The organism is Nonomuraea sp. NPDC003214 (assembly GCF_053590035.1).
Genome location: NZ_JBSFSX010000027.1, coordinates 17,076 through 37,595, shown reverse-complemented (window position 1 = coordinate 37,595; position 20,520 = coordinate 17,076). Strand labels below are relative to the sequence as shown.

Sequence of the window (20,520 nt, the reverse complement as noted above, 5' to 3'; positions counted from 1 at the left end):
GTCCCCTCATCTCACCTCGAGCACGGCCTTGCCCCGCAGGTGGCCCCGGGAGATGCTGTCGAGCACGTCAGCGGTCTGGCCCCAGTCGCCCCGGTGGCCGATCTCCACCTGGAGCACGCCCCTGGCCGCCAGGTGGAGCAGGACGGCGAGGTCCTCGTGGTCGTCGGACAGCCCCGAGTACACGAAGTGCCGCAGCGTCATGGACTGGCCCCCGCCGAACAGCTCGAAGAAGTCCAGGGTGAGAGGCTCGGCGGAGGCTTGGCCGTACCAGAGGAAGAGGCCGCCGGTACGCAGGCGTAGCGCCGCCGCCGAGCCGAGCCGGCCGCCCACCGATTCCAGGACCACGTCGAAGCCGCCCGGGGGCAGGAGGTCCACGTCGTGCGCGATGATGGCACCGGCCCTGGCGAGGTGGGCCCAGGGGTCGTGTTCGCGGGCGACGACGGTGATGGCCGCGCCTTCGTGCACGGCCAGTTGCACCAGGAACTGGCCGACGCCGCCGGTGGCCCCGGTGGCGAGCAGGTTCAGGCCCTTCAGCGGGCCTGCAGCGCGCAGTAGGCGCAGGGCGACCATGCCTGCCAGAGGGAGTCCGGCGGCGGCGTCGGAGGTGAGGGTGTCGGGAACGGCTGCGAGTTGGGTGGTGGGAGCCGCGATCCGTTCGGCGGCGGCGCCGCCGGTGGGGACGTGCATGACCACCCGTTGGCCCGCCCGCGGGCCCGAACCGTCCGCGGCGGGGTGTTCCACCACGCCTACCGCGTCGATTCCAGGCCGATAGTCGGTGTCGGGCATGGCGAGGTAGAGGTAGTCGGGGCGATTCAGTGAAAAGACCTCGACGCGGATCAGGGCCTCGTGGGGGGCGGGTACGGGGTCGGGGATGTCGGTGAATTCCACGAGGCGGGCGGGGTCGCCGGTGGCTTGTAGTGCGCGCATGGATCGCTCCGTGAACTAGAGTGCCAAAAACGGTAGTGTCACTACCGTAACAGCGAAACGGTAGCACCACTACCGTTTCTTAGTGGGAGGTGTCTCGTGCCGCGCAAAGATCAGGAACGCAATCGGCGGCGGTTGCTCGATGCCGCGCGGGAGGCGTTCATGGAGCGAGGGGGCGGGGTGAGTGTGGAGGAGATCGCCCGGCGAGCCGGCGTGGGAGCCACCACGTTCTACCGGCATTTCCCGGCCAAGGATGACCTGGTGGACGCGCTGCTGCACGAGCTGGGCCAAGGAGCTCGGGAGGTGGCGGCACGCGCGGCCACCGAGCCGGATCCCTGGCAGGCGTTCGAGCTGGTGTTTATGGAGGCGTGCGTCCTGAGCGAGCACGATCTGGCGCTGTTCGACCTGCTGTCCCGGGTCAGCCCGCCGAGCGCCGACAAAGGCAGGGCGGTGACGGCCCAGGTGATCGGCCCGCTGGTGGAGCGGGCCCAGGCGGCAGGAGCGCTGCGAGAGGACGTCACTGTGGAGGACGTGGCGGCGTTCATGCGCATGGCGGACGGCACCGCCCCCGCCGAGCGTCGCCGTAAGGCTCTGCAGGTGCTCCTCGCGGGCCTTGCCACTCACGCCGGCTGACCGGAAACATCGGAGACGCCGTCGGCTACGAGTCACTGCCGGCCCGCCTCCATGACGGCATGTCCCTCATCGTGTGATGAAACGATGACAACGACGGTGACCTCCGGATCCGCCTGATTGCCTGATGGTCATGCGATCGACGAACCTTTCTCCGAACGTCCGGCGCGCGCAAAGGCCGGCCGTCCGCCGCCGTACCGGAGCCGTCATATCACCGGCAGCAGCGACCGCGGCAGCCTTGACCATGCTCGCGGGCTGCGGCACAACGGCAGACAGCCGACCAGCGATGGCCGAGAGGACGGACCTGCACACTCAGCAGGCCGTGACCGGCGTCAGGGTGTTGTGGATGGGCGACTCCATCGCCGGTGCGCAGGCCCCGGCCCTGGAAGCGGCGCTCAGGGCTAACGGCGTGGCGTTCAAGGACGCCTCTTCCGACGGGGGCGGCAACATCGTCGCCGGCGACCATCCCGTGACGGCCAAGGTGGCCGCCGACACCTGGAAGGCGCTGCGGAAGAACCTCTCCTCCTTCCGCCCGACGGTGATCGCTTACCAGCTCACCAGCTACGACTGGGGCAGCGCGCGCCAGCAACTGTCGGCCTACCGCACGCTCGCCAGGACGGCCGGGGACGCCGGCGCCCGGCTCGTGCTGGTATCCGCGCCACCGTTCAAGATCGACGAATTCTTCAAGCCGCACGAGACCGCGATCAAGAGGGCGCCCGCGATGGCCGCCAAGGCAGCCGACGGCACCGGCGCCGACTACCTGGATGCCGCCGAACTGTGGGGCGGCGACTACAGAGCCGGCAAGGCCCAGCGCGCCAAGGACGGCATCCACTCCTGCCAGCAGGGGTCGGCGGCCTTCGCCACCTGGTTCACCGGACAGCTCGGCAAGCTGACGGGCTTCACCCCGCTCGCGCCCCGACTCTGGGCAACCGGGCCCTGGACCGGCGACAAGCGCTTCGTCAAGCTCGGCTGCGGCTGATGGCTTCGGTCCCTCCACGCGACCGTGCCACCGCCTCCCGCCCGGAACAGGCCGGCGTTTCCCGTCGTGCGCACATCGGCGCGCTCGACGGGCTGCGCGGGCTCGCCGTCGCCGCAGTCCTGCTGTTTCACGCCGGGCATCTGCGCGGCGGGTTCCTGGGCGTGGACCTGTTCTTCGTCCTGTCCGGGTTCCTGATCACCGCTCTGCTGCTGGACGAGCTCGGCAGGCAAGGCCACCTCGGCCTGACAGCCTTCTGGCAGCGCCGGGCCCGCAGGCTCCTGCCCGCGCTCACCCTCATGGTGACGACGGTCCTGCTGCTGGCCTGGGCGCTCGCCAGGCCGGACATGCTGAGTTCCGCTCTGCTGGACGCGCCGTGGGTAGCCGCCCAAAGCGTCAACTGGCACTACATCAGCGAGCAGATCGGCTACTGGAACGCCTCCGGCACCCGCCTGTTCGCCCATCTGTGGAGCATCAGCGTCGAGTGGCAGTTCTACCTGGTCTGGCCCCTGATCGTGGCGGTGGCCGGAAGAGGGCCGCACGGGCCTCGCAGGGTCGCGCTCGTCGCGGTCGCCGGTGCGCTCGTCTCGCTCCTGCTCATGATCAGGCTTGCCACGGCTGTGGACACCACCCGCGCCTACGAGGGCAGCGACACCCGTGCGTTCTCGCTGCTGCTCGGCGCGGCCGCCGCCGCCGTGCCCGTACGGCACGTCGTGGCCCGGCTGCCACGCCCGGTCACGGACATGATCTGCGTGATGCTGCTGTGCGGGCTGGGCCTCTCCTGGATGCTGACCGCCGGGGAGAAGACGCCAGGACTGTTCACCGGTGGGATGTTCGCGCATTCCCTGGCCGGCGCCGCACTGATCGCGCTTCTCGCGCAGGGGTCCGATGGGCTGCTGGGGCGGGCGCTCGGCAGCACCCTGCCGCGCCGCCTGGGCGAGCTGTCCTACAGCCTGTACCTGTGGCACTGGCCGATCTACCTGCTGCTGCCGCGCCCGGCGGCCGCGCCCGGCGGCGTGCGGGACTGGGCCTGGACGATCGCCGCGATCGGGCTGTCACTGCTGGCTGCGGTAATCTCGAAGGCCGCCGTCGAAGATCCGGTACGGCTGCGCGCCCGGTGGGCCACCGGACGACGCGGATGGGCGGCGCTGGTGGTCACGGCGGTCACGGCGGTGGGCCTGTGGGCGGCGATCCCGCGGCCGGTGAGCGGTGCCGGGACGGTGGACGTGAGCAGACTCGACCAGCTGTGACCGCACCGATCATGCCCGAGAACAGGAGACGACAGATGCCCGGGACGCTGGGTCGCATGGCAGCCGCCCTGGCCGCGGCGGCGATGCTGGCGGGCTGCGGAATCACCGACACCGACGTACACCCTGCGGGGCGGCCGGTCGAAGGCGGTCTGACCGCGAGCAGCAGCCGGTTGCTGCGGGTGTACTTCATCACCCCGCAGGGCACCTGGCCGGTGTCCCGCCCGGCCCTGGCCGGCGACCGGCTGCCGCAGGCCATGAAGGCGCTGCTGGCCGGCCCCACAGCCGACGAACGCGCCCGTGGGCTGATCACGCGCCTGCCTTCGACGTCTCGGCCGATCCAGGCCCGCACGAGCGAGGGCCGGGTGGAACTGCGTCTGCCGTGGCTGGTGCGCGACCTGCAGCACGCCGCGGTGAGCCAACTGGTGTGCACGGCCGCCGTGGCCTCGGACGCCGGCGGCGATCCCGTCATCGAGGTGCTGGAGCCCGGCATGGGCGACGACCCCTGGCTGGTCAGGTGCGACGAGAGCGGGACGGCCGTCCCCGTTGAGCAGGGAGGCTTCTCATGACCCGGGTGCTGCTGATCGAGGATGATCCGGCGGTGCGGCGGGGCGTGAGTCTCGGCCTGCGCCACCGCGGACACGAGGCCCTGGTGGTCACGACCGGTGAGGACGGGCTGGCCGAACTCGTGGCCAGTGCCCCCGACATCGTGCTGCTCGACCTGATGCTGCCCGGCATGAGCGGCCTGGAGACCTGCCGCCGCATCCGCGCGTTCAGCCAGGTGCCCATCGTGATCCTTTCGGCGCGCGACGATGACGTGGACATCGTCGTGGGCCTGGAGGCCGGCGCCGACGATTACGTGATCAAACCGGCGAGCGGCGAGGTCATCGAGGCCCGCATGCGCGCGGTGCTGCGCCGCACCTCCCAGCCGTCCGTCGACCAGGCCCGCATCCCCTACGGCGACCTGCTCATCGACCGGGTCGCGCTGCGTGTGCTCAAGCAGGGCACGGAGCTCGCGCTCGCGCCGACGGAGATGAAGCTGCTGCTGTTCCTGTCGGCCGCGCCCGAGCAGACCTTCAGCCGCCAGCAACTGCTCGAGCAGGTGTGGGAGCACACCTTCCACGGCGACTACCGGCTGGTCGACGCGTGCGTCATGCGGCTGCGATCCAAGATCGAGGACGACTCCCGCGATCCGCGCTACATCCAGACCGTGCGCGGCTTCGGCTACCGGTTCGGCCCGCTGTGATCCGGCTGTCGCTCGTCCGCGGGCTGCGGGCCCAGCTGGTGCTGGTGTTCTTCCTGGTTTCCGCGCTCAGCGCGGTGGTCGCCGCCGCGGTCACCTTTCACCAGGGCCGCACCGCGATCGTGGAACGCGCCCAGGCCGACGCCTTGCAGGAGCTGCGCGTCCACCTCGCCGCCCGCGTACCCGACCTGCCAGCCGACCCCAGCGAGGCGGACCTGCGCACGCTGGCCCGGCAACTGGACCGCGCGGCGGGCGTACGCGAGTGGCGCACTGCGCTGTCCTACCGCGGCGGCCCGCCTGTCACCGCCGGAACGCAGGCGCCGCCGCTGCCCGCGCGACTGCGCGCCCGGGCCGCCACGGCGACCACGGCCCTGGCCCAGCGCTTCCACCACGACCGGTCGCCCTGGCTCGCCGTGGTCCTTCCCGTCACTGCCGCCGCGAGCCCGCACGGTCCCGCACCGCTCCTCGTCTACGCCTGCCTCCCGCTGACCTCGCATCAGCAGGACGTGGACACGCTGGCCGCCGCCGCCCGCGCCGGCGCGCTGCCCGTCGCCACAGCCTCCATCGTGCCCGCGCTGCTGGCCGCACGCCGGCTGCTACGGCCGGTGCGGCGGCTGCGTACCGCCGCTGAGCAGATGGCGGGCGGCCGTCTGGACACCCGGGTGAACGCCACTGGCGAGGACGAGCTCGCCGACCTCGGCCGCACCTTCAACACGATGGCCGCCACCCTGCAGGCCGACGCCGCGACGTTGCGCGTGATGGAGGCACGCGCGCGCAGGTTCGCCGCCGACGTCTCCCACGAACTGCGCACGCCACTGGCCGCCATGAGCGCGGTCACCGAGATCCTCGACGCCGACGCCGCGAGCGGCCGGCTTGCGCCGCTCACCGCAGAGGCGCTGCAGCTGGTTTCCGACGAGACGCGCAAGCTCACCCGCCTGGTCGAGGACCTGATCGAGGTGTCCCGCTTCGACGCGGGCGCCGTCGTGCTGCACTACGACGAGGTCGACCTGGGCCAGCTCATCACCAAGACGCTCGCGCTCCGGCGCTGGCAGGAGCGGGTCCGCACCGACATCCCGGCCGGGCTACGCGCCCGCCTCGATCCGCGTCGCGCCGATGTCATCCTGGCCAACCTCGTCGGCAACGCGCTGCGGCACGGCGGCACGGGGGTGTCCGTTGTCGTCCAGGTACGGTCCGATACCGACCAGATCACCGTCACCGTCTCCGACGACGGACCGGGCATCCCCGCCCACCTCCTGCCGCACGTCTTCGACCGTTTCACCAAGGGCGACGCCGCCCGCACCCGGACCGAGGGCAGCGGCCTGGGCCTGGCCATCGCAGCCGAGAACGCACACCTGCACGGCGGCACCCTCACCGCGGCCAACGCCCCACAGGGCGGGGCTGTCCTGACCCTGACTCTGCCCGCCCTACCGCGGCCCGCAGAGGAAGGCGCGGCGCATCACCCACCCCCATGAAGCCTCGGCCTCTCCCTCGCCCACATCGACGGGAGGCGCTGTCATGACGACGGTGGGCCCGATGCAGCCGACCCTTCTCGGTGGGGATGTGCCTCTCCACCGTGCGCTCGGCGATGCCGAGCCGCCGCGCGCCGCCCTCCGCACGGCGGGCGGCGGGTTCCTCCAGGTCGGCGACCCGGTCCTTGAGGAGTGGCCAGCGCCGTGAGGGTCGTGGCCGACCAGTTCGAGCGCGGGTCCCCGAACTGGTCAGCTGCTGTGGTGGTCGGCTTGCCGGAGTCACCGTACGGCTGATGCGCGCCGACGGGAGAGGAGGAAGCCGAGGCCGATCATCCCGACGCCCAGGATGAGGTGCAGCCAGTTGTCGGCCGTGTTGAGCGGCACGAAGTTCGCCGGGCTGTCGTGCCCGATCAGCAGGCCGTAGATCCACAGCAGCAGGTAGACGACGCCGCCGCCGATGAGGAAGGCGCGAGCCTGGGACCAGGTTCTGGACAGCAGGATGCCGCCGACGCCGAACAGCAGGTGGACGAGGTTGTGCAGGATCGATACCTGGAAGACGTTGAGGAGCAGTGCGCCGGATTCGTGCCCGGCGAACGTCATCTCGTCGTAGTTGGCGGTGATGCCGGGGATGAATCCGAGCACGCCGACGAGGAGGAAGACGACGCCGGTGACGAAGGCCGCCAATTGCACGGGGCTTCTACCGGCGGCTGTACGAGGGCTGTCCATGATGCCTCCTGAGGGTCTCAGGCGGGCGCCTACCCCGGGAGGGCGAACCCACTCACGCGCCCGGGAACGCATCGGCACCGCACGTCCTGCGGGACGAGTGATCCCTAGGCATGGAAAGCCCCGCTCCGGACACGGACAGCAGTGGCCAGGCACGGTGGCAAGGGATCGCCCGTACCGACGAGGGGGTCAGAGGCCCGCCAGGGCCGCGAGGAACCGAGTCTCCGCGTCGTCCCGCCCGGCGCACACTCTGGGGACAGCGATGAGGGCGGCCAAAGCCCGGCACCAGCCCAGCACCCGGTGAGAAGACAGGCCGGAAACCAGTGCCGCCAGTTCCTCGATCCTTTGTTCCAGCACGGCGAGATCCCCAGCGCCCTCCAGCACCCAGTCCACGGCGTCGAAGTCCGGGTCTCCCCACGTGGGCCTGGGATCGATCGCCACCATGCGAGCATCCGGACCGGACAGCACGTTGGCTGCGTGAAGATCACCGTGAACGAGTCCTACGGGCCCATCGCCCGCGAGTTCCAGGGCTGCCGCTCGCGACTGCCGAAGCACCCTTGAGGCGGCCGGATCGTGCACGCCGGCCGCCGCGAGCCGGCGGTCGGTCAGGTCGAACATGAAATCGACGCGGTGTGACAGAGTCCGCAGTACCGAGTGCTCCCCCGGCGGGAGAGCAGAGACCCGCAGGTTTCGCAGCAGTGTCGCGACCTCGGCCATGTTCCATGCACGCTGCCCCACCGGCACGCCCGGCTTCACGTCCTCCAGCAGCAGGGCCCCGGCGGCCAGATCCTGCGCCAGCAGCGTGACAACCGATGGTGTCTTCTCCCAGGCCCGCAGGGCCTCGGCTTCCTCCCGGGCGATCTCGGGGTCCGGCGTGACTTTCAGCCACGCCGAGATACCGGTGTCCCGCTTGACGCAGCGGAACACCCGCGAGGTGCCTCCTCCACCCGCCGCGACAGGAGTCAGATCCCAGCGGGCGGCGAGTTCGGTCACGAGGGCCGGCAAGCCATCGCACCAGGTCCGCACCTCAGGTCCGAATCGTACGACGAGCCGGTTGCGGACCTCTGGCGCGACGCAGGCCAACTCTCTCAATGTGTCCCCCACGAGTGGTGGCGCGGTCTTTGCGCATCCCAGAAGCACGCCACGTCTTCCTTGAGCATCCTGTCCAGTTACGAGCGGTCCTGCCCGGCTGCGGCCGGGTGGACGCCTCGACGACGACGAGAGCTCGTCGTCGAGGCCGGCCACGGACTTGCCGTACTTCACGCCCTGGGCGCCTTGGCGAGCACGTGCCCGATCGGCCCGGTCGCCGGCGTCAGGGCGATCGAGCCTTCGGTGGCGGCCTTGTGTGCGGAGCCGGCGGCTCGCGCAGGAACTCCTCGAACGACTGACCGGTGACCCGGGAGACGAGCACGCCGACCAGGTCGCTGCTGATCTGGTACTGCCACTGCTCGCCGGGCTGGTGCATGAGCGGCAGCTCGCCCAGGCGGCGCATCCACTCGTCCTGCTCGGGAACCTCCACCGGCAGGTTCGGCGTCAGGCCCCGCTCGAAGATCGCGTTCAGGATCGGCGTGCCCAGCGCCGTCATGTCCATGCCCAGCCCGAACGTGGAGGCCAGCACGTCCCGCACGGTGATCGGCCGCCGCGCCGGCACGGTGTCGTCCAGCGGACCGTCGATCCGCTTCAGCACGCGCCGGTCGGCCAGCTCGGGCAGCCACGCGTCCACCGGGTCGTCCAGCCGCAGCCGGCACTCGTCCAGCAGCACCATCGCCGCCGCGATCGTGACCGGCTTGGACGTGGAAGCCATCCGGAAGATCGTGTCGCGGCGCATCAGCGCGCCACCGTCATGGCGCATCGTGCCGATCGCCTCCACGTGCGTCCGGCCGCCGCGGCTGACCAGAGCAACAGCTCCGGGGATCTTCCCGGAATCGACATGCCGCGCCAGCACCTCACGCAGCCTGCGCAGCCCCGCTGCGGTGAAGTCGCTGTGTCCCATGATGAGTCTCCTTGTCTACAGTGTTGGTGTGGCTCAGATCGCAGCCCCTGCCGTCGCCCTCCTGACGCCGCCGCTGACATGGCAGCGCACGCCATGGCGTCACGCGGGAACGGTGCAGGCCGGACGGGAGTCAGCCCGTGATGGGGGCGATCCACTCGGTGAGCTGGATCTTCACGCCGTTGGGGTCGACGAGTTGCATCAGCAGCTCACCCCACGGCTCCCGGCGGAGCGGGAGGGCGATGGGGGCGCCTTCGCGGCGCAGCCGCTCGTACTCGGCGGCCAGGCCGGTTGCCGCGAACACCACGATCAGGTCCGCCAGCCCCTGACCCGGCTGCCATCGCTCGAGGTCGCGCTCGACCAGGACCAGGTCGACTGCTCCGTCGTCACGGCCCAGCGCGATGAACTCCTCACCGGCCAGGATCTCGCGGAAGCCGAGATGGCTGGTGAAGAACCGGCTGGAGGCGGGCGGGTCGGCGACGGTCAGGGATATGGCGGAAGAGACGATGTTCACGTCACAGCGCCAGAAAATGACATATCCCGATCTACCTCCCGATGAGCGTCTGCTTGGGATGGACCAAGCATCGCGCCGGGCCGCGCCGCGGATCAACGGCGATGATCGCAACGGTCGTTGACCGCTGGTTGACGGTCTCAGACGGGCAGTGGTCCCAGGTCACGGACCACGCCGGCCAGGGCGCGGATGAGGTCGTTCTCCGCGTCGCCGCGCCACACCAGCGCGTACTGCAGCGGCTTCATGTCGGTGACCGGCAGGTAGACGATGTCGGGGCGCGGGTAGTACCGGCTCACGTGCACCGGGAAGAGGGAGACCGCGTCTCCCATGGTCGTGTGCATGAAGATGTCCTCGATGTTGTCCACGAGGTCCGTACGCTCGATCGACCGGCCCCTCGCCGTGAGCTGCGGAACGTAGTGATCGAACCAGTATTGGGGCGCCTGTTCCATGGTCACGTGCCGATAGTCGCCGACCGCCTCGAGGGAGGTCGTGGACCGGCCGGCGAGGACGTCGTCGGCGGCCACGGCCAGCACCCTCGGCTCGGCGAAGAGCACGGGACCCACGATCAGATCGGGCTCCTCCACCGGTAGCCAGGTGACGAGGACGTCCACCTCGCCGTTGCGCAACTGGGCGAACGGATTGGCGTACCTCGCCATCCGCAGGCGTAGTTCCCACTGGAGGTGCCGGGAGCGGAACGCCTCCCAGTAACGGCGCAGTTCCATGACGTTGGTGGGAAACAAGCTGACCCGCAGCGTGGCGGTCTTGCCCCGGGCCGCCAGCCGTGCCCGCTCCAGGCTCTGCGCCAGCTCCTGGTGCAGCTTGCGCAGGTCGTCGCGGAGCTGCTCACCCACCGGCGTCAGCCGCACATTGCGGCTGTCGCGGGCGAAGAGTTCGGCGCCGATGCCTCGTTCCTGCTTCTTGATCGCCTTGCTGACCGCCGCCACGGAGACGTGCAGCCGCTCCGCCGTCCGGCCGAAGTGCAGTTCCTCCGCAAGAGTCAGGAACATCTCGATATCGCGCAGCTCCACACGATCCCCCCGTCGATCACCGCCATCGAGATCGTCATTCGGGGCGTAATTATGACATGTCGGGCTCGCGGCAGCCTGCGGTTCCGTGGCCGGTGATCGGTCTGGAGAGGATCAGCGCGCCCGACCGAACCTGATCCATTCGGCCTGATCCCTTCGGCGGCCTGGTCCTGGGCCGACGACAACGCCATGCCCCTGCGGGCTCATACTGCCGCCTCCCCCTCGTACATGGATCAAGGGGCCGTTCAGGACGCGTTCTTCTTGACCGGGAGCCGGACCGGGCGATGGATCAGTCCGTCGTTGGTCCAGCGGAGCGTCGACAGGTCCTCCTGGGCGCGGAGGGAGGGCAGCCGCGTCACCAGGGCGCGGAAGGCTTCCTGCAGTTCCATCCTGGCCAGATTCGCCCCCAGGCAGTAATGGGGACCGTGGCCGAACGTCAGGTGCGGATTGGGCGGCGCCGTTCCGGCGAACCTCCGGATGTCGAACCGCAGCGGGTCGTCGAACGCCGACGGGTCGTGGTTGGCGCCCGTGGGGTTGGGCAGCACGACGGTGCCCTCGGGAATCACGCCGCCGGGCAGCTCGATGTCCTCGGTGACCAGCCTGAGCAGGCCGTTCCCTCCGGGGCCTTCGCAGCGCAGGATCTCCTCCACCGCCGGTTCCAGCAGTTCGGGGCGGGCCGCCAGCTGCGCGTACTGGTCAGGGTGACACAGAAGGCGGAACGCGCCTCGGATGATGATCGATGCGGTGGTCTCGTGCCCCGCCATGATCAGGGTGAACACCATGTGGGTCAGCTCCGGCTCGCTGAGCCTGTCCCCCTCGTCGCGCGCCTCGATGAGCAGGTCGATGAGGTCGTCGCCCGGCTTGGCGCGGTGCTCGGCGATCAGCTCGCCGGCGTACGCCATGAACGCGGCGAATCCCTCTCCCCTGGCTTCGGCGCTCGCCTCGGACGTGGACAGGAACATCTCCGTCCAGCCGCGGAACTGGTCGAACCGGTCCATCGGGACGCCGAGCATCTCGCAGATCACGCGCGCGGGCAGCGGCAGGGCGAACTCGGTGACCAGGTCGAACTCCTGGCCGGCCGCGTCGATCAGCTCGTCGGCGATCGCGGCCGCGCGTGGCCGCCAGCGTTCGATGTGTCTGGGCGTGAAGGTGCCCTGCATGATGCGGCGGTATCGCGTGTGCTCCGGCGGGTCCTGGTTGATCAGTGCCGAGGGGTCGTCCTCGAGGGAGGTGCCGCTGACCATCCTGGGAAGCCCGGGTTCGCGCAGGTTGCGGCTGCTGGCCGGCGAGGCGAGAACGGTACGGACGTCCTCATAGCCGACGATCATCGGCACCTGGTCCCCGCTCGGCATCGTGACGGGCTCCGCCGGAGCCTCGGCGAGCCTGCGGGCCAGCTCAGGGGAGGCGGTGCCGAGCGGACCGGGCGGAAGGTCGGGCCATGGCCATGGGGTGCTGGACACTTCCGTCATGAGCGCCTCCCGGCGATGCCGTCCGACGAGCCCCATGAACGTACGAAACAACCCGTGTGCGGTCAATGACTCATCGGCCACATCCCTTTGGGACATCCCGCCGCGCCTCCGGCGACTGCAGCCGGCGCTTGATCCACTTGGCCGGGGATCAGTAAGGTTGGGCGCTTTCCTCCCCATCCCCCATGCCGGAGTGCCTCATGCGCCGCCATCGTTTCGGCCGGTTCGCAGCCGGCTTCGCGGCCCTCTATTTGGCCGCCGTGAGCGTCCTCGCCGTCGTCGGGCTGGTCACCGGCGACCTCGTCCCCCTGTGGAGAGTCGTCGCGGACCCGAACGGACACCTGGCGGACGAGATCCGGGCGTGGCCGTGGCTGGCCGCCCTGCTGGTGGCGATCGCCGCGGTGCAGGCGTGGGCGTACCGGGAGGTGTTGCGCGGACGGCTGCGCGGGGAACCGGCGCGGTACGGCCGGGAGGTACGGCTGCTGCGGGTCGCTCTCTACGCCATGTCCGTATACGTCCTGTCCTGGGACCTGCCGATCCCCTACCTGTGGTGGATGTCCCTGGTCGCCAATGTGGTCGAGCTCGTGGCGATATGGCTGTTCTTCCGCGTGCTGCGGGGGAACCCCCGCCGATGGCCACGGGTGCTCATGCTCGTGACCGGCACGCTCAGTGTGGTGCACGACGGCGTCATCACCATCGCGTACCAGAGCGGCAACTACCTCTTCGCCGGGCAGAACTGGACCTGGGCGCTGGACGCCCTGTGGTCGGTGTGTCTGGTGTCCCTGCTGGTGGCGCAGGCGCGGGATCCGCGCTGGAACGGCGCGACGGTACGGGCCGGCGTGATCGCGGTCTTCTTCTCGCTCCTTTCGTCCGGCTCGATCTCGATCGTGGCGTTCGGCGGCGCGGAATCGGTGGCATGGGAGCTGCTGATGCCCTCGCTCCTGAGCGCGGTTTCGGTCTTCTCGCTGGTCTGGTGGGCACGTTCCGCGCACGACCTGGGCACGCTCCAGCCTCCCTCTCCCCGGACGGAGCCCGTGCGGGCGCGCGCCAGGTGGTGGCCGCTGCCGGCCGTGGCGATCGTGCTCCCGCTGGTCCCCGCCGCCGTCAACCTCGCGCAGGGGGTCCCGTTCTGGCTCGGGCCGAAGAACGTGCTGGGCGACGTGGTACGCGAGTTCACCGGGCCGGAGGCCACCGCGTACTGGTTCGCGCTCGACCTCCTCGTCGGCGTCGGCGCGCCGGCGGTGCTGATCCTGGTAGCCGTGCGGCGGCGGACGCGCACGTTATTGCGTGGCACGACGCTGAGCCTGTTCCTGCTGGGCGGGGCCGGCGCCGTGAGCGCCTTCACCTCGGAGTACTCCACCTTCTTCGGGGAGCTGTGGCTCTACCCGGAAAGCCTCTACGTCGAGCCGGGCGCCACCTTCCCCTACGAGAGCGCCCAGCTCCTCTCCCCCGGCATCTCCCCGCTCTGGTACGCCCTCGCGCTCACCGCCTCCGGCCTCATCCTGCTCCTCCTGTACGCCGCCCCGCCCGCCCATCGCATCCGTCACCATGTCCTCCTGGCGGGGCTCGCCTCGGCGGTGGCCCTGTGCCTGCTGCCCGCAGCGGACCAGTCCCGCGGCCCCGCCACGGACTGCGACCTGCCCGCGCCGTGGGAGGTCGACACGGGCCAGGCGGCGCCGCGCGAGCTGACGGCCGAGCAGAAGTTCGTGTGCTCCCTGCGCGGCGACGACGGCGCACGGGGCCTGCACGTGTTCCCCGCCACCACACCCGACCAGGTCGTGCTCGCCTACGGGCGCCGCCTGTGCGGCGTCCACACCCGCAACGACCCACGGGAGCTGACCCGGCTGAAGATCGACCGTGCCTCCCTCACCGATCCTCTGGCCGGCATCTGCCCCAGCGCCACCGCCATCGTCGAGGCCGCGAAGGCCAAGCAGGACCAGGAGATCGCGGCGATGCAGGCCGACGCCCGAGCCATGTGCGACGCCACACCGCGCCACCGCCCGCGCATCAAGCCGGCCAGGGCGATCCGGATGAAGGAGCCGCAGTGGACCAACTACGGGGTGCTGCAGACGTACGAGGGAGGAGAGGAGGAAGCGGCGCCGGACACGGACCCCGGCAACGGGCTGGTCTCCTCCTCCCGCGGCATCCTGGCCGTCATGACCCACCCCGACTTCGACCTCTGCGTCACCCTGGAGACCTACACCCGCCGGCCGCCTGTCGAGACCAAGGGCTGGGACAAGGTGGTCGAGGTCGGCTACTACAGCCCGGGCGGCGAGATCGTGCTCTACGACAGCCTCAGCGGCACCGAGTGGCCCAACCTCGCCCTCAACGGGCGCAAGGGTCACTACCGCATCCGCGTGCACCACGCCTGGTTCCCCTGGAAGGGCGAGGCGGAGAGCGGGCAACGGCTGCTGATCATGGCGTATCCGGGCAAGGGGGACAAGGAGGTAGTTCACCGGAAGCGGAGGTGATTGGTCCTCATGTGGGCCCTCGACCCGATCACGCCATGACCAGGGGAAGAGCCGGCTCACCCGCCAAGATCTCAGGACTTCGTCAGGACGGCCCGGGCGGCCAGCCGGAGACTCTTGAGCATGGGGTTCGGGTCGCCCCTGCGGCCGGCCAGGACGACCTGGCTGGGCGGAGCGCCCTCGATCGGGACGGTGACGAGGTCGGGACGCAGTGAGCTGCGCCGATCACCGACCGGCAGGACGGCGATCGCCCGGCCACTGGCGACGAGTTCGAGCTTGTCCTCGTAGCTCTCGATCGGCGGCACACCTGCCCCGAGGATGCGGTAGGACGTCCAGTCCGCGGTCTCGAACGCGCACGGCGCCGCCTCTTGGCCGGCCAGTTCTTCCGCGGTCACCGACGCGCGGCCGGCCAGGGGATGGCCGCGAGGAACGACGAGCACTCGGGGCTCCTCGTACAGCGGGGTGGTGGATACCTCGTCGGCGGCCAGCGGCAACGGGGTCCGCGCGATCAGGGCGTCGACGCGCCTGTCCGACAGTGCGCCGACGTCGCGGCAGCTCAGATGCCGGGTGGCGATCTCGGCGTCGGGGTGACGGTGGCGCAGTTCCCGTACGACGGTGGTGATCACCAGGTCCTCGACGTAACCGATGGTGATGCGTTCGCTCCGGGCTTGCTCGCGCACGGCCAGTTCGGCCTCGCGGGCGGCCTGCAGCAGGGATTGGGCCCGGGGCAGGAATGTCCGGCCGGCCGGAGTGAGCCGGGCGCCCTGGGAGGTGCGGTCCAGCAGCCGTGTGCCGAGGTACTTCTCGAGCCGCTGGATCTGGCGGCTCAGCGCCGGCTGAGCCACGTGCAGGTCGGCGGCGGCCCGGCCGAAGTGCTGGTGTTCCGCCACCACGGTGAAGTAGCGCACCAGCCGCAGTTCCAGGTCCCGTCCGAGATCGTTCACCGTTTCAGGGTACGCGTCATGCTGTTTCGGAATGACCCGTTGCCGGAGGGGTCTTGGACGGCCACGCGGTCCAGGGCCTTGACTTGGGGAGCAATGTTTCCCCTGAGAAAGCGATGGGCGCGATGAAGGCGATCCAGTTCCACGAGGCGGGCGGGCCGGAAGTTCTGCGGTACGAGGAGGTGCCGGTTCCCGGGATCGGCCCGGGCGAGGTGCTCGTCCGGGTGCACGCGGCGGGCATCAATCCGCCGGACTGGTACCTGCGTGAGGGAATGAAGGTCATACCGGCCGAGATGAGGCCGGTGCTGGAGTACCCACTCATCCCCGGAACGGACATGTCGGGCGTGGTTGAGGCGGTCGCTCCAGATGTGTCCGGGTTCGCCGTCGGTGACGAGGTCTTCGGCATGCTGCGGTTCCCGGGATTCGACGGCCGCACGTACGCCGAATACGTGGCCGCTCCGGCTTCCGACCTGGCTCACAAGCCGGCCGGTATCAGCTTCGTCGAGGCGGCCGGTGCGCCGATGGCCCTGCTGACGGCCTGGCAGTACCTGGTCGATCTCGGCCACGACGTGCCCTCTCCCTTCACCGGCCGGGTGCACCGGCCGGTGCCGATCACACCGGGGATGACCGTGCTGGTCAACGGGGCCGCCGGTGGAGTGGGGCATTTCGCGGTGCAGCTGGCGAAGTGGAAGGGGGCACGCGTGATCGCGGTGGCCTCGGGGCGGCACGAGCAGTTCCTGCGCAAGCTCGGCGCCGACGAGTTCATCGACTACACCACGACGCGGGCCGCGGACGTGGTCAGCGGCGTCGACCTGGTGATCGACACCGTGGGTGGCCCGGACAGTTCACGGTTCCTGACCGTGCTCAAGCGTGGCGGCACCATGCTTCCGGTGTTCTTCGCCCAGTACGACCCGGAGGAGACGGCGCGTCTGGGCATCACCGTCTCGGTCATTCAGGTGCGTTCCAACGGCCCCCAGCTCGGCGAGATCGGGCGCCTGTTCGACGAGGGCAAGCTCCAGGTCGGGGTGGACAGCGCCTACCCGCTGTCCGAGGCGGGCAGCGCGCACGCGCGGGCCGCGCGGGGGCACATCCAGGGCAAGATCGTGCTGACGGTGTCCTCCTGATCGCCGGCCTCCGCCTCTTCCATGACCCCGCTCAGGCGCCTCGCCTGCCGGCACCCGGGCAGGCGCGGTTCGTCCGCGTCGACGCGAACGGGCAACCCGGCGTCGCGATCTACCTCGCGACCCTGGACGGAGCCTGGCGCGCCCACGCCCTCCACGTGCTGGCCGTTTCCCCGGCCGGGATAGAGGGCGTCGTCGCGTTCATGGACAGCAGCGTCTTCTCCCTGTTCGGCCTGCCACCGATCGATCCGGCGATCGGCCAGGCGGTACGCCCATGACGGGGCGCACGCCCCGGCTTCATAGCGGTCCATGACGCGTACCACCCGGCGATACACCAGTACGCCGCGCGCCGCCACCTGCTCGCTCGGGCCTGGCATCGATCTCGGTGGCGGGTCACACCGCCAGGTAGCCGCCGTCCACGGGGACGACCGCGCCGGTGACGTACGAGGCCGCCGCCGAGCACAGGAACGCCACCACCGAGGCGACCTCACCCGGCCGCCCGAGGCGCCCGGCCGGGATGCGGGCCAGGACCTGCGCCGTGGCCCGGGGGTCGTCGAGGACGCCCCTGGCCAGCGGGGTGATCACGAAGCCGGGGGCGACGGCGTTGACCCTGATGCCATCGGAGGCGTACTCGGCCGCCAGCGACCTGGTGAGCTGGGAGACCCCGCCCTTGCTCGCGCTGTAGGCGGGCCGGTCCCGGCTGCCGAAGAAGGCGAACATGGACGAGACGTTCACGATGGCGCCGCCGCTTGCGGCCAGGGACGGACGGGCGGCCTCGCAGGCGACCATGGTGGCGGTGAGGTTGATCTCGATGACCCGCTGCCAGCGGGCCAGGTCGTACTCCTCGCGGTCGTGGCTGACGCCCGCGCAGTTCACCAGGACGTCCAGCGGCCCGCCCGTGGACAGCAGCCCGCTCAGCCCGGCGCGGTCCAGCACGTCGTGCTCCACGACGCGGACGCGCGGGTGGCCGGGCAGGTCGGCGGGGTCGGCGGGCGGCAGTCCGAGCGCGATCACCTCGGCGCCCTGCTCGGCGAGGAGCACGGCCGTGGCCGCGCCGATCCCCGAGGTGCCCCCGGTCACGAACGCCCGCCGCCCCGCGAACTCCCCGCTCATGTACGCCGCTCCTCAGGTCGTGCCCTCAACGTCGATCCGCTCCAGTCCGCGCGGCAGCGCCTCGCATCCGTCCGTACGGTTGCCCGAATCCCATCCCGGAGGGGCCGGCGGTGTCTTTCCCCGGAGAGACCAGGCCCCTTGCACATTCCGGACATCCGGCGGCGGCCGGCACCACCGGCATCGCATCTGCCCGGAACCGGGCCCTGCCGGATGGCGTCAGCGCTACAGGGCCCTACGCCCTCGGTCGCAGACCGGCTGCGGGAGGTCATACCGAGGTCGCGCACGGCTCTCCGCATCGGGGCCGTTGTCCGGGCAAGGTCGGTCCGAAACGATGATCAACGTGACCGTGACCGTGTTCTTCGGCCTGTCCTTGGCAGAGCTCCTGGCCTCGGCGGCCGCCGTCGTGCTGGTGCTGGCCCGCTGGCTGCCGCCCGGCGCGCGCCGGGCTTCGACGTGGGCGGGTGCGGCAGCGCTCGTGGTGTCCGCGATCGTGCTGGCCGTGGCCGGGATCCGCTGGCAGCTCATACCCGTCCTCACGGGCGGTGGCATCGCGCTGACGTTCGCCGCTCTCTCCCTGCTGAGGGGGCGTGCCGGGCGGCCCGTACGGCGGGCCCGGTGGTGGCAGGCCCTGCCGGGGACGGCGGCATGTCTGGCTCTGATCCTCGCGGGCGTGGCGGCGGCGTGGGCACTCCCCCGGCCCGTGTTCCCCGAGCCATCGGGCGCACACGCCGTCGGCACCACCGTCGTCCAGTGGACCGACCCCGGCCGAGCGGAAACCGCCACGTCCCGGGCCGAGGACCAGCGAACGGTCGTCGTCCAGCTCTGGTATCCCGCGCGCCGCGATCGTGCCGCCCGGCGGGCGTGGTACCTGGGCCGTACGGCACAGGAGGCACGGCTCGTCGCCCGCGGCCAGGCCGGCTACCTCGGCCTTCCGAGCTTCCTGCTCGACGAGGCGGCACGCGCCCACGCGCGCTCAGTGCCCGATGCCCCAGTGGCCGCCGGAGGCGGCCGGTTCCCCGTGGTGCTGTTCTCGCCCGGGCTCGGCGGCGTGCGCACCCAGAGCACCGCCTGGGCCGAGGACCTCGCAAGCCGCGGCTACGTCGTGGCGGCCCTCGACCACCCGTACGACTCAGCCGTCGTCACCCTTGCCGACGGCCGGACGATCCGCACCCGGGTCGCGTCCACCGGCGACCAAGAGGAGGACGACAGGCGCGCGGCCGGATGGACCGCGGTCAGGGCCGCCGACCTCAGTTTCGTCCTCACCCAGCTCGGCCGCCTGGACCGCGGTGAGATCCCGGGCCTCCTGCTCGGGCGGCTCGACGTCCGCCGGGCCGCGGCGACCGGCCACTCCCTCGGAGGCGCCGCCGCCCTGCAAGCCGCCCGCCAGGACCCCCGGTTCGCAGCCGTCATCGACATGGACGGCTTCCCACGAGACCCCACGCCGCAACCGTTCGACCAGCCCGTGCTCGCGCTCACCCACGACGTGAAGCCGGGCGAGGAGCCGGACTACATCCCCCGCCTCACGCGCGTGCTCCAGCTCAGCACAGCGACGAGCTACCGGCTCACCGTCCCCGGTTCGGCACACCTCACCTTCACCGACGCTCCGCTCATCCTGCCGCCGCTGCCCACGCTCGTCGGCTCCCTCGGCCGCACCGCCGGGCCGCGTATCACCGCGGCGGCCACCGTAGCCTTCCTGGACGCCGTCCTGCGCGGCAAATCCGGCGACCTGGCCGCAGCCTTGTCCAGATACGGCCACCTGGCGGTCCTGTAGGCGGCCACGTACAGGTCGTGGCCGTTCCGGGGCCGCATCGGGTGCTGTCGCCAGGGGTGAGCGTGCTGGAGCGGCCAGCGGGTCGCGTGCTACCGAACCATTCTCGAATCCGTCGCATCCAACCCCGTATGAACAAGTTGCAGAAGATCGCCGTGCTGTCCGTGCTGCCCGTCGCCGCGGCCGTGGTGGCCCTCCCGGCCCAGGCCGCCGAGCGCCCCACCTGCCCCGTCCCGACCAAGGCGGAGGTGAAGCGGTCGTACGACTCCAAGGTCGACAAGCCGCCGAGGGGTGCCGCCGCCATCAAGGGAGTCCGCGTCAACCACATCCCGAAGGGGTTCACGAACGGAGCGGTAGTCGTCAACAAGCACGACGGCATCACCGAGTACGGCTACCAGTGGACGGACGACCGCGACGAGGTGGATCGCCGGAGCCGGTCGCTGTGGGTCAGGGTGGTGTGCTGGCCGAAGGCGAGCAAGCTGGCGCAGCTCAAGAACGGGCCGTTCGACATCGGGACGTTCTCCGGAAAGACCAAGACCGTGAAGATCGGTGACCGTCAGGTGCTCACCCAGCAGGGCGACGGCGCACTGGGCCACGGCCAGTACGCGGGCTGGGTCGAGCGCAAGGGTGTCGTCGTCACCGTGATGGCCAGCCGGCCTCTCGTACCCGAGCTTGCAAAGATCATCAAGGGCATCCGGCTCTGAGCCTGCCGACCCAGCCGTCCAGCCGGCGATCCGGGGCCCCGCGCCGACCTGCCGTTCCTGGACCGGCGCCAGACCACGACCGATCAGCTGCACCCGGCCAAGCGGCACCTGCTGCCGGTAACTTCGCCGGCTTCGGTGCGTTGAGATCGACTCGGCCGTCATGGCGAGGGGCGCGGCGTCGGTGCCGGGTGCCTGGCCGGC

General features: G+C 70.8%; 19 protein-coding genes. 10 read left to right on the top strand and 9 right to left on the bottom strand.

Going from position 1 to position 20,520, the window contains the following annotated elements; genetic code table 11:
• Window positions 1-6: 6 nt before the first annotated feature.
• The gene (locus ACWDXC_RS42975; RefSeq protein WP_449992532.1) at window positions 7-927 is read right to left on the bottom strand and encodes a zinc-binding dehydrogenase; all 921 of its coding nucleotides are present in this window, start codon (window positions 925-927) and stop codon (window positions 7-9) included.
• Window positions 928-1,023: 96 nt separating this feature from the next.
• Between ACWDXC_RS42975 and ACWDXC_RS42970 the strand changes: the two genes are divergently transcribed.
• From ACWDXC_RS42970 to ACWDXC_RS42945, 6 genes are all read left to right on the top strand, one after another.
• The gene (locus tag ACWDXC_RS42970; protein WP_449992529.1) at window positions 1,024-1,557 is read left to right on the top strand and encodes a TetR/AcrR family transcriptional regulator; all 534 of its coding nucleotides are present in this window, start codon (window positions 1,024-1,026) and stop codon (window positions 1,555-1,557) included.
• Between the two features lie 283 nt (window positions 1,558-1,840).
• A complete protein-coding gene (locus ACWDXC_RS42965) occupies window positions 1,841-2,533 on the top strand; it encodes an SGNH hydrolase domain-containing protein (RefSeq protein ID WP_219518810.1) in 693 nt (230 codons plus the stop codon).
• Window positions 2,533-3,780 carry an acyltransferase family protein gene (locus ACWDXC_RS42960; RefSeq protein WP_449992524.1) on the top strand — a complete coding sequence of 416 codons (1,248 nt, stop codon included), beginning with the start codon at window positions 2,533-2,535 and terminating at the stop codon, window positions 3,778-3,780. Before ACWDXC_RS42965 ends, ACWDXC_RS42960 begins: the two co-directional genes overlap by 1 nt.
• A 56-nt stretch (window positions 3,781-3,836) precedes the next feature.
• Window positions 3,837-4,346: a hypothetical protein gene (locus ACWDXC_RS42955; protein WP_219518806.1), complete on the top strand. Its 510-nt coding sequence runs from the start codon at window positions 3,837-3,839 to the stop codon at window positions 4,344-4,346.
• Entirely contained in the window at window positions 4,343-5,023 is a 681-nt protein-coding gene (locus ACWDXC_RS42950) for a winged helix-turn-helix domain-containing protein (protein WP_449992521.1), read from the top strand. The genes ACWDXC_RS42955 and ACWDXC_RS42950 overlap by 4 nt, the downstream gene beginning before the upstream one ends.
• Complete coding sequence (locus ACWDXC_RS42945; protein WP_449992519.1) at window positions 5,020-6,492, top strand: sensor histidine kinase; 1,473 nt, start codon at window positions 5,020-5,022, stop codon at window positions 6,490-6,492. Before ACWDXC_RS42950 ends, ACWDXC_RS42945 begins: the two co-directional genes overlap by 4 nt.
• 276 nt (window positions 6,493-6,768) lie before the next feature.
• Here the strand turns inward: ACWDXC_RS42945 and ACWDXC_RS42940 are convergent, their stop codons facing one another.
• The 6 genes from ACWDXC_RS42940 to ACWDXC_RS42915 all read right to left on the bottom strand — a co-directional run bounded on the left by ACWDXC_RS42940 (window position 6,769) and on the right by ACWDXC_RS42915 (window position 12,207).
• Entirely contained in the window at window positions 6,769-7,215 is a 447-nt protein-coding gene (locus ACWDXC_RS42940) for a DUF4383 domain-containing protein (protein ID WP_449992516.1), read from the bottom strand.
• A 186-nt stretch (window positions 7,216-7,401) separates the two neighbouring features.
• The gene (locus tag ACWDXC_RS42935; protein ID WP_449992513.1) at window positions 7,402-8,205 is read right to left on the bottom strand and encodes an aminoglycoside phosphotransferase family protein; all 804 of its coding nucleotides are present in this window, start codon (window positions 8,203-8,205) and stop codon (window positions 7,402-7,404) included.
• A gap of 319 nt (window positions 8,206-8,524) precedes the next feature.
• The gene (locus ACWDXC_RS42930) at window positions 8,525-9,205 is read right to left on the bottom strand and encodes a serine hydrolase domain-containing protein (protein WP_449992510.1); all 681 of its coding nucleotides are present in this window, start codon (window positions 9,203-9,205) and stop codon (window positions 8,525-8,527) included.
• A 130-nt stretch (window positions 9,206-9,335) separates the two neighbouring features.
• Window positions 9,336-9,716, bottom strand: coding sequence for a VOC family protein (locus tag ACWDXC_RS42925; RefSeq protein ID WP_449992507.1), 381 nt, complete (start codon window positions 9,714-9,716; stop codon window positions 9,336-9,338).
• A 137-nt stretch (window positions 9,717-9,853) separates the two neighbouring features.
• Complete coding sequence (locus ACWDXC_RS42920; RefSeq protein ID WP_449992504.1) at window positions 9,854-10,741, bottom strand: LysR family transcriptional regulator; 888 nt, start codon at window positions 10,739-10,741, stop codon at window positions 9,854-9,856.
• Window positions 10,742-10,983: 242 nt separating this feature from the next.
• Window positions 10,984-12,207: a cytochrome P450 gene (locus ACWDXC_RS42915; protein WP_449992502.1), complete on the bottom strand. Its 1,224-nt coding sequence runs from the start codon at window positions 12,205-12,207 to the stop codon at window positions 10,984-10,986.
• A 197-nt stretch (window positions 12,208-12,404) separates the two neighbouring features.
• Here ACWDXC_RS42915 and ACWDXC_RS42910 point away from each other — a divergent pair, with 197 nt between their 5' ends.
• Window positions 12,405-14,675 carry a hypothetical protein gene (locus ACWDXC_RS42910; protein WP_449992499.1) on the top strand — a complete coding sequence of 757 codons (2,271 nt, stop codon included), beginning with the start codon at window positions 12,405-12,407 and terminating at the stop codon, window positions 14,673-14,675.
• Window positions 14,676-14,746: 71 nt separating this feature from the next.
• On the opposite strand, the gene ACWDXC_RS42905 is transcribed toward ACWDXC_RS42910, so the two are convergent.
• Window positions 14,747-15,616, bottom strand: a complete 870-nt coding sequence (locus tag ACWDXC_RS42905; protein WP_449992497.1) for a LysR family transcriptional regulator — start codon at window positions 15,614-15,616, stop codon at window positions 14,747-14,749.
• Between the two features lie 53 nt (window positions 15,617-15,669).
• Between ACWDXC_RS42905 and ACWDXC_RS42900 the strand changes: the two genes are divergently transcribed.
• On the top strand, window positions 15,670-16,737 hold the full coding sequence (locus ACWDXC_RS42900) for an NADP-dependent oxidoreductase (RefSeq protein WP_449992495.1): 1,068 nt from the start codon (window positions 15,670-15,672) through the stop codon (window positions 16,735-16,737).
• A 390-nt stretch (window positions 16,738-17,127) separates the two neighbouring features.
• Here the strand turns inward: ACWDXC_RS42900 and ACWDXC_RS42895 are convergent, their stop codons facing one another.
• Entirely contained in the window at window positions 17,128-17,847 is a 720-nt protein-coding gene (locus tag ACWDXC_RS42895; protein WP_449992492.1) for an SDR family NAD(P)-dependent oxidoreductase, read from the bottom strand.
• A 331-nt stretch (window positions 17,848-18,178) separates the two neighbouring features.
• On the opposite strand from ACWDXC_RS42895, the gene ACWDXC_RS42890 reads away from it, so the two are divergent.
• The gene (locus ACWDXC_RS42890) at window positions 18,179-19,618 is read left to right on the top strand and encodes an alpha/beta hydrolase (protein ID WP_449992490.1); all 1,440 of its coding nucleotides are present in this window, start codon (window positions 18,179-18,181) and stop codon (window positions 19,616-19,618) included.
• Between the two features lie 128 nt (window positions 19,619-19,746).
• On the top strand, window positions 19,747-20,319 hold the full coding sequence (locus ACWDXC_RS42885; protein ID WP_449992487.1) for a hypothetical protein: 573 nt from the start codon (window positions 19,747-19,749) through the stop codon (window positions 20,317-20,319).
• Window positions 20,320-20,520: the final 201 nt, after the last annotated feature.